This window comes from Rhodospirillales bacterium, from assembly GCA_016712595.1.
GTDB lineage: Bacteria > Pseudomonadota > Alphaproteobacteria > Rhodospirillales > Defluviicoccaceae > Defluviicoccus.
Genome location: JADJQT010000002.1, coordinates 62,826 through 74,860, shown reverse-complemented (window position 1 = coordinate 74,860; position 12,035 = coordinate 62,826). Strand labels below are relative to the sequence as shown.

9 protein-coding genes and 1 CRISPR repeat array (1 of these 10 only partly in view) are annotated in these 12,035 nt (G+C 64.5%); of the genes, 5 read left to right on the top strand and 4 right to left on the bottom strand.

Features of this window, described 5'->3' with window-relative positions:
• Window positions 1-1,439: direct repeats of the CRISPR family, unit length 36 nt; unit sequence GCTTCAATGAGGCCGCGGCATTACTGCCGCGGAAGT (it extends 2,205 nt beyond the left edge of the window).
• A gap of 227 nt (window positions 1,440-1,666) precedes the next feature.
• The 4 genes from cas2 to IPK66_12275 all read right to left on the bottom strand — a co-directional run bounded on the left by cas2 (window position 1,667) and on the right by IPK66_12275 (window position 4,445).
• Complete coding sequence (gene cas2 / locus IPK66_12290; protein ID MBK8176002.1) at window positions 1,667-1,963, bottom strand: CRISPR-associated endonuclease Cas2; 297 nt, start codon at window positions 1,961-1,963, stop codon at window positions 1,667-1,669.
• 31 nt (window positions 1,964-1,994) lie between these two features.
• Window positions 1,995-3,698, bottom strand: a complete 1,704-nt coding sequence (gene cas1 / locus IPK66_12285; GenBank protein MBK8176001.1) for a CRISPR-associated endonuclease Cas1 — start codon at window positions 3,696-3,698, stop codon at window positions 1,995-1,997.
• A gap of 126 nt (window positions 3,699-3,824) precedes the next feature.
• Complete coding sequence (locus IPK66_12280; protein ID MBK8176000.1) at window positions 3,825-4,208, bottom strand: type II toxin-antitoxin system death-on-curing family toxin; 384 nt, start codon at window positions 4,206-4,208, stop codon at window positions 3,825-3,827.
• Between the two features lie 12 nt (window positions 4,209-4,220).
• Window positions 4,221-4,445 carry an AbrB/MazE/SpoVT family DNA-binding domain-containing protein gene (locus IPK66_12275; GenBank protein ID MBK8175999.1) on the bottom strand — a complete coding sequence of 75 codons (225 nt, stop codon included), beginning with the start codon at window positions 4,443-4,445 and terminating at the stop codon, window positions 4,221-4,223.
• Between the two features lie 55 nt (window positions 4,446-4,500).
• On the opposite strand from IPK66_12275, the gene IPK66_12270 reads away from it, so the two are divergent.
• From IPK66_12270 to IPK66_12250, 5 genes are all read left to right on the top strand, one after another.
• A complete protein-coding gene (locus IPK66_12270; GenBank protein MBK8175998.1) occupies window positions 4,501-4,668 on the top strand; it encodes a hypothetical protein in 168 nt (55 codons plus the stop codon).
• Window positions 4,669-4,897: 229 nt separating this feature from the next.
• On the top strand, window positions 4,898-6,136 hold the full coding sequence (gene cas7u, locus IPK66_12265; protein ID MBK8175997.1) for a type I-U CRISPR-associated protein Cas7: 1,239 nt from the start codon (window positions 4,898-4,900) through the stop codon (window positions 6,134-6,136).
• On the top strand, window positions 6,133-7,608 hold the full coding sequence (gene cas5u6u, locus IPK66_12260) for a type I-U CRISPR-associated protein Cas5/Cas6 (GenBank protein ID MBK8175996.1): 1,476 nt from the start codon (window positions 6,133-6,135) through the stop codon (window positions 7,606-7,608). Before cas7u ends, cas5u6u begins: the two co-directional genes overlap by 4 nt.
• Window positions 7,605-10,607 carry a type I-U CRISPR-associated helicase/endonuclease Cas3 gene (cas3u, locus tag IPK66_12255; GenBank protein ID MBK8175995.1) on the top strand — a complete coding sequence of 1,001 codons (3,003 nt, stop codon included), beginning with the start codon at window positions 7,605-7,607 and terminating at the stop codon, window positions 10,605-10,607. The genes cas5u6u and cas3u overlap by 4 nt, the downstream gene beginning before the upstream one ends.
• Entirely contained in the window at window positions 10,604-11,608 is a 1,005-nt protein-coding gene (locus IPK66_12250) for a hypothetical protein (GenBank protein MBK8175994.1), read from the top strand. The genes cas3u and IPK66_12250 overlap by 4 nt, the downstream gene beginning before the upstream one ends.
• Window positions 11,609-12,035: the final 427 nt, after the last annotated feature.

Sequence of the window (12,035 nt, the reverse complement as noted above, 5' to 3'; positions counted from 1 at the left end):
CGTGCTTCAATGAGGCCGCGGCATTACTGCCGCGGAAGTAGGAAAGCGGTCTGTCGTTCCGTCAGCTCGCCAAGGCTTCAATGAGGCCGCGGCATTACTGCCGCGGAAGTCATTGCCGTAATGGCGTATTGGAGTTGGTTTTGACCAGCTTCAATGAGGCCGCGGCATTACTGCCGCGGAAGTGCGCTTACGCAGAGAGCGGGGCCGGTGCAACTCGTAGGGCTTCAATGAGGCCGCGGCATTACTGCCGCGGAAGTGCACAGGCGATGTCTCTTATTAGCAGGGACAATGGAGCTTCAATGAGGCCGCGGCATTACTGCCGCGGAAGTGACGTGCCGAGGACAGACCAAAGGTTGCCTCCCATGTGCTTGCTTCAATGAGGCCGCGGCATTACTGCCGCGGAAGTGCTACTCGTCGCAATCAGACGAGCTAAAGAGGCTAGGATGCTTCAATGAGGCCGCGGCATTACTGCCGCGGAAGTGCCCTGACAGGTCGCCAACGTCGACGGTTTGGGTTAGCGTGCTTCAATGAGGCCGCGGCATTACTGCCGCGGAAGTGTCCGGCGGGGCCGGCAGGGCCAGCAGGGCCAGCGTTGACGCTTCAATGAGGCCGCGGCATTACTGCCGCGGAAGTGTGATATTTTTGTCAAAACATGCTAAGTTATTGATTTGCTTCAATGAGGCCGCGGCATTACTGCCGCGGAAGTCCCGCCGTCACGCCCGATTGGATACCGTTACACGGAGGCTTCAATGAGGCCGCGGCATTACTGCCGCGGAAGTAAAGATATAGAAGAACGTATTGTGAAATACAATTGTGCTTCAATGAGGCCGCGGCATTACTGCCGCGGAAGTGCCTAGCAGAGAGCCCAGCAGCGTCGCACGTGGCAGCGCTTCAATGAGGCCGCGGCATTACTGCCGCGGAAGTACGCGCGCGTTCGGCAAGCGGCGAGCGGGGTCGGAACAGCTTCAATGAGGCCGCGGCATTACTGCCGCGGAAGTGACGTCGAAATGACTACCGAAGGATGAGTGTATTTTTGGCTTCAATGAGGCCGCGGCATTACTGCCGCGGAAGTGGCGATCATAAAGCTTACGTCCGCCGCAATGATGCGCGCGCTTCAATGAGGCCGCGGCATTACTGCCGCGGAAGTGATGACGCAGGATAGGTCAGTAGCAGCAATAGCCGTCGGCTTCAATGAGGCCGCGGCATTACTGCCGCGGAAGTACCGAAATCCTGTTTGGTACACCGGTTATTCGAACAGTGACGCTTCAATGAGGCCGCGGCATTACTGCCGCGGAAGTTCATTATACAGCGTCTCTAGACGAGACATTAAATCATGCTTCAATGAGGCCGCGGCATTACTGCCGCGGAAGTGTATCGCGCATGCCGCTTAGGGGGTGGCTGGAGCTTCAATGAGGCCGCGGCATTACTGCCGCGGAAGTGGCCACCTGATAAGTGGCTGATTCCAGAGGGTACGGCAAGGGGTTTGCGAGCGCTGCAGCGATCGTACGGCGGTCAGGTCGTCACGGGCCGCTTTTGTTCTCTTCACGATTTCCAAGAACGCTGCTCCGTCAATGCCTTAGTGCCTTGCGAGCACTGCCCGGGATTTCGGCGCCACAAGAGCGCTCGCGCCGCACCGGCAAGTTGCCGATGGTCGTGGCCGGAACGATCAGACGATGATCGGCTGCCGTTCGACCGCCGCGAACACCTTGCCGAGGCTGGTCACCCGCAATTCGACTTTATCGGCATGGCCGAGATCAAGCAACAGCACGTGGTCGGCGTTGCCGTTGATCAGCTCGCTCAGCGCCGCCTGCAGCTCGACCTTGCGTTTGCGGGAAAGGCGGCACTGGAAGACCGAGAGTTGCAGCCATTCGCCGTAGCCGTTCATCAGCTTGAAGACGCGCCGCCAGCGCCGCGGCTCGGCGATATCGTAGGTGACGATGTAAAGGCGCTCGTCGTCGTTCATCGCCAGATCTCCGATCCGCTCGCCGTCCCGCTCAGCGCGTCACCAACTGCGGGTACTCGGGAATTTCGCCCAGCAGCCAGCGCCCGAGCAGCCGCGCCTGGACTTCCAGCAGCCGGCGGTAGCTGACCCGGTAACCGAAGAGCGGATGGGTGATCTCGTGCGAAAGCCGCCGTTCGAAGGCGGCGATGAAGCGCTTGCGGCCATCCGGCTTGAGGGCCACCGCGGGGCCGCAGCGCACGAAGTCGGCCGCCTGCACCTCGCCGTTGTTGATCGCCTGGATGACGGCGGAATCGGCGATCAGCGGGCGGAACGGCTCCATCAGGTCGAGGGCGAGCGCCGGGCGCCCGTAGCGCGGCTGATGATAGAAGCCGCGGTAGGGATCGAAGCCGACTGCCGACAGCGTCGCCGTGAAGGTTCGGGCGAGCAGCGCGTAGCCGAACGACAGCAGCGCGTTGACCGGGTCGGTCGGCGGACGGCGATTGCGGGTGGCGAAATCGAAGGCCGGCTCATCGCCGTCGCGCTTGAGTGCACCCGGCAAATGGCGGAAGTAGACGGCGGCGCCCGAGCCCTCGATGCCGAGCAGTTCGGGCAGGCCGCGGGCGCGCAGCGCGTGCTCGGCCTGGCGCTTGAGGTCGTCGAGCATCGCCGCCGGCGGCTCAGAGTCGCGCCAGTTGCGGCGGAGCAGGGTCCGCCCGTTCTTCAGCTTGGCGGCGACGAGGCCGCGGGCGAGGGCAAGGCACTGCGCCGCATCGAAGCTCGCCCGATACTGGGCGGTGCGCAGCTCGACGTTCTTGTGCCCGACCCCGCAGGTATGGCCGAGGAACCAGCCGCCGTAGGAATACCAGCTGACCGGGATCTCGCGGCGCATCAGCTCGTGCACCGCCGGCGTGGTAATGCTGATGTTGCCGATCAGCACCACCTGGCTGAGGTCGATCAGCCGCGCGGTGGTCGGCGCCGCATCCTCGATCTCGATCTTCAGCGTCTCCGCCTGTTTGCCGATGCGGGCGCGCTGGGCCTGGACGTAGAGCGGCAGGGCGTCGTCGCGGCCGACGGCGAGCGGGCGCGGGTTGACGGTACCGCGCTTGAGGAAATTGACCTCGTCCGGCAAACAGATGCCGACCAGCGAGCAGCGCGGGCACTTCGGGCTGTCCTCGAGCGGTGGCGGGATGTGGCGGCCGGCGGCGATCAGTCGCAGCCCTGCGATCGCCTCGCGGGTCCGTGCCCGGAGCTCGGCATCGAAGGCAACGCGCACCCGCTCGCGGCCTTCGTAGAAGTAGAGCACGCCTTCGTCGCAGCGGTAGCCCTGCTCTTCGAGGATCAGCCCCTGAACGCAGACCTGGACGCGCTCGGGATCGTAGGCGCCGCTCACCACGTGCGGGCGCTTGCCGCGCTTGTAGTCGACCGGAACGAGGGCTCCGTCCTCGCTCTCGACCACGTCGAGACGGGCGATCAGACCGAGGCGGTCCGAGGCGATGGTCAGCGAGCGTGCGTGGATGCGCTCGTCCTCGCTCAGATCCTCGGCATCGGGCAGCGCCCCCGCGGGCTTGTCGGTGCGGCGATGGTGGAGGCTACCCTCGGCGGTGTCGGCGGAGCTTGCCCACTCGCTCTGCACCCATTCGAGATAGGCCAGTCGCGGGCAGTAGACGAACTCGTTGACCATCCGCGCCGGCAGCTGCGGCAAGTCCTCCGGCAACGGCGGCGCCGGCAACGGCAACTCGGGCTGATCGTCCGGCATGTGCGTTCCCCCGAAGTGGACTGGCCCCGGTCGTGCCGCAGGTCGCGCACCTTCCCCCTCCGACGCATGTTGGACCGAACGAGGAGCGATTGTCTGTGAACGGGATGACAGTCGAGCGATTTCCCGCTATGCCGTCCACGCCCTGAGCCAAGTGGCGAAAGTGTCTTCCGTCATTTCCCCCGCCGCCAACGCCAGCACGGCGCAGGTTGCCTCGTCCTCAGGGGATGACAGGCGCAGGCCGTTGCGCGCCAGAAAGATGTAGGCCGCCATGAAGGCGGTTCGCTTGTTTCCGTCCACGAAAGGGTGGTTCCCTGCGATCCCTGCCGCGTAGGCGGCAGCCAGCGTGCACAGGTCCGTTTCGCCGTAGGCAGCGCGGTTCCTCGGCCGAGCGAGGGCTGAGGCAAGGAGCCCCGCATCGCGGACACCGGCAGCACCGCCGTGCTCCGCCAGGAGGCGGTCGTGAACGGCCTCGATGACCCTCGGATCGAGCCAGACGGGATCGTGGGTCATAACGCCTGGCCGTTACTTGGCCAGGGTGTGCAGGGTGTTGCGATACTGCGCCAGGCCGGTTTCGGCGAGCGCCATCTGCTTCTCGAATTCCGGATCGTAGGGTGTGATGCGGTAGCCGTCCGGCGTCTCGATCAGGAACAGCCGGTCCCCCTCTTCGACGCGCAGCTTCGCCAGCGCCTCACGCGGCAGCACCGCGCCCAGTGAGTTGCCGACCTTGCGGTTCTTCACTTCGATCATCGTTACCAGCCCAAACGTTATAACGGTTGTGGTAACTTACCGCATCGAGAGGGCGATGGCGACGGGGTTGGAGCGGCCGAAAGGTGGCTTTCTCGCTCTCGATGAACTCGGCGCAGGCGATCGCAGTTATTCCGCGGCACTGATCCGCGGCCTGATTGACGGGCGTGGCTGGCGGGACGGGCGTGGCCGGCAGATCAGAGGCACGATGTTTCGTGATCCGTGAAGCCGGTCACGTTGATGCCGAGCGCGGTTATGGTAAGCAGGGCTCCATGTGGGGGGTTTTGGTGCGTGTTGAGCAGCGCGCGAAGCCTGATCGGGGGCACGCAGATTGACGGATCGACTTCACGCCAAGCGTCTCCGCTCGCCCGTTGGCGGCGCCACGGTCGCGCATGTGCCGCTGGCACCGAGCGAAGTGGGGCCGCGACGACGGGTTCTTCAGGAGGGGAGCAGGCATGCAGCTTGACATCGGAACACTTCGGGAGGCGGTCGCGACAAAGGCGGCGCTGCGCCGGCGGCAGCGGCTGCAGCCGGTGGGGGGACAAGGCGACAAGATTTTCCCACCGACCTATCCGGGGGAAGGCCGCAATGCCCAGCCGCGCCACGTCTACGAACGCCGCCGGCTGAACGGCTCCGAGGCGTGGTGCGTGCTGGTGGACAGCGTGCAGTCGCAGGCGAACCGGCTGGAGGAGTGTCTGCTGGCGGCGATTGGCGAGGGACTGCCTGTCCCCCACGTCGTCGTCGACTTCACTGCGGCCAAGCTCGACGGCATCACGCGGATCACCTCGCTCGACGCGCCGCACCGGGTCTATGATGCAATCCTGCGCGACAGCCTGCTCGGCAGCGAGCCGTTCATGAAGAGCGCCGTGGGTCAGCGCCTGACCAAGGCGAAGGCGGAAGACGCCTCGGCGCTGCTGGAGATCTCGCCCACGGCGCTGCTTTTCGGCGCGTGGCACTCGACCGGCGAGGGCGGGGGCTTAGGCGCGAAGTTCGCCCGCTGCCTCGTCTCCGAAATCATCGCCATCGATGTCCCGGTTGAAGAGGGGTTAGTCAACCAGCGCACCGGCGAGATGGAAATGTGTACCGCGGGTCGCCGCACTGGCAGCCGGATCGATCCCTTGGGCGTGCTGAGGAAGGTCGACGTCTTCAAGGGCGACAGTGGGTGGGCCACGACCGAGGGCGCCGCTGGGAAGAATGCGAAAAAGGTCAGGCCCTCGGAGATCAATCACGGCAACATCGCTCCCTCGGTTCAGCCGCTCGGTATCACCTGCGACTCTCTTGAACACTCTTTCGTCCTGAGCTTCGCGGCGTTGCGCCGGCTGCGCTTCGGGGAGGCTCCCGATAAGGACGTGGCCGGACGGACGCTACTCGCCGCACTCGGCCTACTCGCTCTTACCGAGCAGGATGCGCGCGGCTATGCCTTGCGCTCGCGCTGCGATCTGGTTTGCGATGGCCAGGCGCCGCTGAACGTGGTGGCTGCCGATGGCACGACGGAGCCCATCGAGATCGGCCATTCGGATGCCCGCGCGCTCTACGAAGCCGCCGTGATGGCAGCCAGGGGTGCGGGCTTCGCAATCTCCGCGGAGCCGCTCCGCCTGACGCCGCAGGAGAAGCTCGTCGACATCGTCCGCCAGAGCCAGAGGCTGGCGCTCGCCGGCGAAGGTGGCGAGGAAGGCGGCGCAGACACCAAATGAGCCTCGTCCTCGAGATCGAGTTCCTGTCGGGCGTTTCGTTCGCGGCCATCGGGCCCGAGAGCGACGCGCCGGACTGGCCGCCGCAGCCCGACCGCATCTTCTCGGCGCTGGTCGCCGCCTGGGCTGCCCGCGGCAAGGAGCAGGCGGAAGCAGAAGCGCTCGAATGGCTGGAAGTTCTGCCGCCGCCGAAGCTGTGTGCCTCCGCTGCGACACCGCGTACGGCGCCTTCGGTTTTCGTGCCGCCGAACGATCCGCGCAGCGACAAGGGCAAGCATGCGAAAGGCGTATTGCCGGCGCTGCGCAGCCGCCAGCCGCGCCGTTTTCCCGCCGCGCGCCCCGACGATCCGGTCGTTCGCCTGCGCTGGGAAGTCGAGCCGCCGGAGGCTGTGTTCAGCGCACTGCAGCGGCTGGCCGGCGACACCGCCTATGTCGGCCATTCGGCGAGCCTCACCCGCTGCTGGTTTTGGCGCGGCGACGAGCCGGCGGCCGGGGCTTCGGCTGATCCCGCACAGCCCCGGCGCAGGGTCTACGGCGGCCGGCTGGCGGAGTTGCGGCGTGCCTTCGCGGCCGGGCGGCGCCCTTCCTTCGGCCCGCCGGTGACGCAGGAGCGGCCGGAACAAGCGCTTAGCAGGACCGTGTTCGCCGAGCGCTGGATGATCCTCGAACATCTCGACGGGGAAATGCCGGACTTGCGGGCCAGCGCGCTCGTCGCCAAGGCGATCCGCGATGCGTTGCTCAGCGGCTACCGGCAGATTGGCCTGGAAGACGCGATCCCGGAGGCGATCAGCGGTCATGCGGCCGACGGCGCGCCTGCGCTCGCCCCGCATCTCGCGGTCGTGCCCCTGCCCTTCGTCGGCTTCCCCTATGCGGACGGGCACGTCATGGGCTTTGCACTCGTCCCGCCGCAGGACGGTGCAATCCTCGACGACCAGGCCTTCCGCCGCGCAATGCGGGCGATCGCGCCGATCGAGAACCGGCACCAGCGGCGGGTGATGACGATCAAACCGCGGGAAGGAGCGCCATACGGTCACGGCTTCGAGGTCCTTCTGTCGCCGACCATCGAGCCGCCCGCCGGTAAGCGCTCGCTCGATCCATTGCTCTACACCCGTCCCGCGCGCATCTTCGCAACGGTCACGCCGATTGCCCTCGACCGCCACCTGAAGGAAAGCGGCGTGGCCCGCGAGGCCGAGATCCAGGCGCAGATCGCTGCCGCCTGCCGCAATATCGGACTTCCCGAGCCGGACGAGATCGTCGCCGACAAGCATTCGGCTTTCGAAGGGGCGCCGTCCGCCTATCCGTCAGGGTTCTCGCCGGCCTGGATGCGCTGGCGCCTGCCGCCCGTGCTCGCCAGCCGCCAACTCACTCACGCCATCGTTCGCTTCAGCGAACCCGTCCGTGGCTCGGTCATCCTCGGCGCCGGGCGCTTCGTAGGTCTCGGACTGTGCCGCCCGCTCGATACGGAGGGCCGATGACACTGTCGGCGAACGATTTCGGCGCGTTCTTTAGCGAGGTCTACGGTTACCTGCCATTTCCGTGGCAGGAACGGCTGCTGCGGCAGGTTGCGGGTGCGGATCAGGGCGCTTGGCCGAAGGTGCTCGATCTGCCGACCAGCTCGGGTAAGACGGCGGCGATCGACATCGCCGTGTTCCATCTCGCGCTGGAGGCCGATCGAGGCTCCGCGCGGCGCGCGCCGGTCCGCATCGCTTTCGTGGTTGACCGCCGGCTGGTCGTCGACGATGCCTTTCTGCGCGCGGCAAAGCTTGCGAAGGCGCTCTGCGCTCCCTCCGGCCCGGTGACCGCACGCGTAGCGGAACGGCTGAAAGGTCTTGCCGGCGAGGGGCCGCCGCTGATCGCGCGCCGGCTGCGCGGCGGCATTCCGCGCGAGAGAGACTGGGCGCGAACACCCTCGCAGCCGACGGTCCTTTGCTCCACCGTCGATCAGATCGGCTCTCGTCTGCTGTTCCGCGGCTACGGCGTCAGCGACTCGATGAAGCCGGTGGATGCCGGGCTGATCGGCGCCGACTGCCTGATCCTGCTCGATGAGGCGCATCTCGCCGAGCCGTTCCGGCAGACACTCGCCTGGGTAGAGATGTACAAGGGGCCGAACTGGCGGGAAAACGAGCGCGCCGCACCGTGGGGCGTAGCCCTGCTTACCGCGACACCGGGCGAGGCGCCTGGCGATTTCGGATTGAACGACGATGACCGATCGAACCCGACGCTGAAGAAGCGCCTGAGCGCGTCCAAGCCCGCCCGCCTCGTCGACATGGCGAAAGGCAAGGCCAGCGCGGAAGGGCTGGTTGAAGCGCCGGACAACGACGCGGATACCGACGAGGTCGAGACAGGACGCCGCACCGCGGTCATCGCGGCGCAAGTCCAGGCGGCGGTGCAGCATTCCTACGGATTCGGGTCTGATCACAAATTCCCGGCAGTCGGCGTCGTGGTCAACCGGGTGGCGCGGGCCAGGGCGGTGTTTGAGGTGCTGAGAAAGACTCTCGGTGAGGAAGAAGCGAACCTGATCCTGCTTATCGGTCCGGCCCGTCCGGTTGATCGCGATGAACTCGCCGACAAGGAACTGGCGCCGATCCGTACCGGCGAAGCGCGCACGCTCGACAAGCCCCTGATTCTGGTCGCCACGCAGTGCATCGAGTCTGGCGTCGACATCGATCTCGACGCGCTGATCACCGAAGCGGCACCGCTGGACGCGCTGCGCCAGCGCTTCGGCCGTCTCAACCGTGCCGGACGCGCCATCACACCCTACGCCGCGGTGATCGCCTTCAAGAGTGATCTCGGCAGGAACGACCCCATCTACGACAGCGCGATCAAGGCGAGTTGGGAGCGTCTGGTCAAGGCGTCCGTCAAACGCGGCGGTGAACCGACCATTGATTTCGGGTTCAACGCCTTTGCCGATGCCGTCGCAATGACGCCCGATACGCTCGCACGCAAAGACGACGCTCCGGTTCTGCTCCCCGCGCATCTCGACCTGTTGAGCCAGACGGCGCCGATTCCTGCGGCCGATCCGGAGGTTGCGCTCTATCTGCACGGTGCCGAGCGGCAGTCGGACTCGATCACCGTCGTCTGGCGCGCCGACATCGAACCCGGCATGCAAGAAGACGAAAATGTTCGCCGTCTGCTGACCCTCGTTCCGCCGCGCTCGGGCGAAGCGATCGAGCTGCCCATCTGGGCGGTGCGTCGATGGTTGTCGGGAAAGGGCGCCCAGGGATCCCTCGCCGATGTCGCAGGCGCCAGTCCCGAGGACGAAGAGCGCGGGGGCGTCCGCGGCGGCAAGGGTCGCGTTTTCCGATGGAAGGGGAATACCGAACAGTCCCGCTGGATCAGGTCCGGGGAGCTTCAACCAGGCGACGCGATCATCGTTCCGGCGTCCTACGGTGGGGTCGACGAATTCGGCTGGAACCCGATGCTCCATTCCGAGCAGGCGAAGGATGTCGCGCGGAAAGCGGCCGAACCGTTCGTCAGACGCTCATTCGCCGTGCGGATCGCGCCGGGCCTGCTCGGCGAGACGGTCAGCGCCGAAGCACTCGCCGACGCCCTGGCTGGCGCAGCATCCCAGCGTTGGAAAGACCTGCGGAACGCGCTGCAGACTGTCGCCCTGCCATCGGACATCCAGGCAGAGCTCGCGAGGTTTGAGCAAGCTAAGGGCAAGACTGGCAGGGTGGACCCTTACCTCGATCTCTATGGTGAGGACGAAGAGGGGAGACCACGCGGCGTTGTCTTCGTCGCCCCGTTCGGCATCGACAATGAACAAAGTCAGACGCGCGAAGAGGAAGGCGTCACGAATTCGACCGAGGACGACGCGGCAGGCTCAACCCCGGGCTACACGCTCACCCTCGCCGAGCACAGCAGAGATGTGGAGAAAAAGGCCGGAGAATTCGCTAGGGCCGCGGGTCTTTCTGAGGATCACGTCAAGGATCTGGAAGTTGCCGGGTTCCTGCACGACGCGGGCAAGGCCGATCTGCGGTTCCAGGCGTGGCTGAACTACGGTGATCCGCTCGGGCCCGATCTCGATTCCCCCGAAATGATCCTTGCCAAGTCCGCCCGCTCTTTGCCGCGCGCGGCGCGCGTCGCCTCCGGCCTGCCGGAGCGCTGGCGACACGAGGCGCTGTCCGTGCGGCTGGCGCCGTTGATCGGCCGCTTTGCCGATGCTGATGATCCCGAGCTCGTGCTCTGGGTGCTCGGCACCCACCACGGCTACGGCCGCCCTCTGTTCCCGCACAGCGATCCGAAGGACGCCGAGACGCGAGCGATGCCGGACGTTCTCGGCATGCCGGCGGAGCTGCCGCCCGGTTCTGGACCTCAGTCGCTGGCGTTCGACTGGAACGCGCTCGACTGGCCGTCGCTTTTCGTCCGCCTCAAGCAGCGCTACGGCGTCTGGGAACTGGCGCGCATGGAGGCGATCCTGCGGCTTGCCGATCACCGTGCATCGGAGAAACGGGCTGCCGAGGCCATGTCATGACCGTCGGATCGTCGCACAGGCTCGAAGGGCTCGAGCCGGACAACCTGCTCGCCTTCCTGGCACTGCTCGGGTTGCTCAGGGCACTGGAGATTGCCAGACCAGAATGGTGCCCGCGTGCCTATTGGGATCTACAAAATGCGCCCATTCGCCCCGTATTAACCACAGGTCATCAAACTACTTATGAGGAAATCGGCATTGCTGCTTTGAACGGACTAGCGATCCTGAGAAAGGCATTGTGGCCGTTTAGTTGGCCCAGATCAAAAGATGGAAGCGCAAAAAAAACCGCACTTTTCTCAAAAGCATCACGTCAACAAGCGTTGGCCAAGCGCTGTGTTTTGGCAGCGAATCGCTGTCGACTTGGAGCGGCGGATCACTTGGTATGGCAGTTAAGGTGCGATTTGATATCTGCTTCAGGGGCAGGTGTCCGTGATCGAAAAAATCCCAAGAAAAAAAATTCTTACATAACACCACTAAAGTTGCCGAGCGGTCAAATGACCTTCATCGGCGCACAATACGATCTATTAGGAAAATGCAAAGAACATGATATCATAAAGTGTCTATTTAACACTTGGTCATATGACTACAAAGGCAATTCTCTGCGTTTTTCCCCTGACGAAGCTAGACGCTATGCCTATAGAGGAGCCGATCCGTCGCCAGAAGGGTCACGTACAGAACTTGGCGCGAGCGCTCTTGGAAGCTTTGGCCTACTAGCGTTTACAATTTGTGAACGCGTTGATTCGTGGGAGATGATTGCCTATAGAGGAACAAGGAGTGAGGGAAGCATAATTATCCCCATATGGGGCGATAACGCTGGTTCAGGAACATCAAGGCATGGTATAGATGCAATGCTAAGAGCTATTGAGCATGAATCACGAGGAAAATACAGCGCTTGCAACTTTTCTACCATGCTCTCAACTGCGCGGCGATACGTACTAGATCCTACTCAAGGGGATTATGGGAACATCAGTCGGGCGCTATTATCTCGACTGGATCATGAGTAAACGGCACTTTACCGAATTGCTTGTCGGTGCTTTGGTCGGGACCTTTTGTGTCTTTCACCACGCATTGTCACCACTTGCCGCGCCAGTGTCGCTGAATTCTCGCTGGCGTGGCCGATCTGGCGTGAATCGGCGACGCTCCGCCCAATCTGCGCGATGATGACGCATCCGCAACTGAGGGAGCCCGGCGCTCTCTCGTACCTCGGCGTCGATCACGTCCGCGTCGCTCGACGCATTTCCATCGGCAAATTCATGAACTTCGCCTCTGCCCATCCCGCGGCTTGAAGTCCGGCCACCGAGGATCGCGAGTCTCGCGTCGCGGGTTAACTTGGCCCGGCCGGATGCAACGTGACTGAGAAACCGGAGTGCAGGGCGACCACAACGGATCGACGCTTTCCTAAGCGCTTGAGGTATGGGTTCGAACGGTCGT

Coding starts and splice junctions, on each gene's coding strand:
- cas5u6u (MBK8175996.1), top strand. CDS start 6,133: ATGAGCCTCGTCCTCGAGATCGAGTTCCTGTCGGGCGTTTCGTTCGCG.
- IPK66_12275 (MBK8175999.1), bottom strand. CDS start 4,445: ATGATCGAAGTGAAGAACCGCAAGGTCGGCAACTCACTGGGCGCGGTG.
- IPK66_12250 (MBK8175994.1), top strand. CDS start 10,604: ATGACCGTCGGATCGTCGCACAGGCTCGAAGGGCTCGAGCCGGACAAC.
- cas1 (MBK8176001.1), bottom strand. CDS start 3,698: ATGCCGGACGATCAGCCCGAGTTGCCGTTGCCGGCGCCGCCGTTGCCG.
- IPK66_12280 (MBK8176000.1), bottom strand. CDS start 4,208: ATGACCCACGATCCCGTCTGGCTCGATCCGAGGGTCATCGAGGCCGTT.
- cas7u (MBK8175997.1), top strand. CDS start 4,898: ATGCAGCTTGACATCGGAACACTTCGGGAGGCGGTCGCGACAAAGGCG.
- cas3u (MBK8175995.1), top strand. CDS start 7,605: ATGACACTGTCGGCGAACGATTTCGGCGCGTTCTTTAGCGAGGTCTAC.
- cas2 (MBK8176002.1), bottom strand. CDS start 1,963: ATGAACGACGACGAGCGCCTTTACATCGTCACCTACGATATCGCCGAG.
- IPK66_12270 (MBK8175998.1), top strand. CDS start 4,501: ATGGCGACGGGGTTGGAGCGGCCGAAAGGTGGCTTTCTCGCTCTCGAT.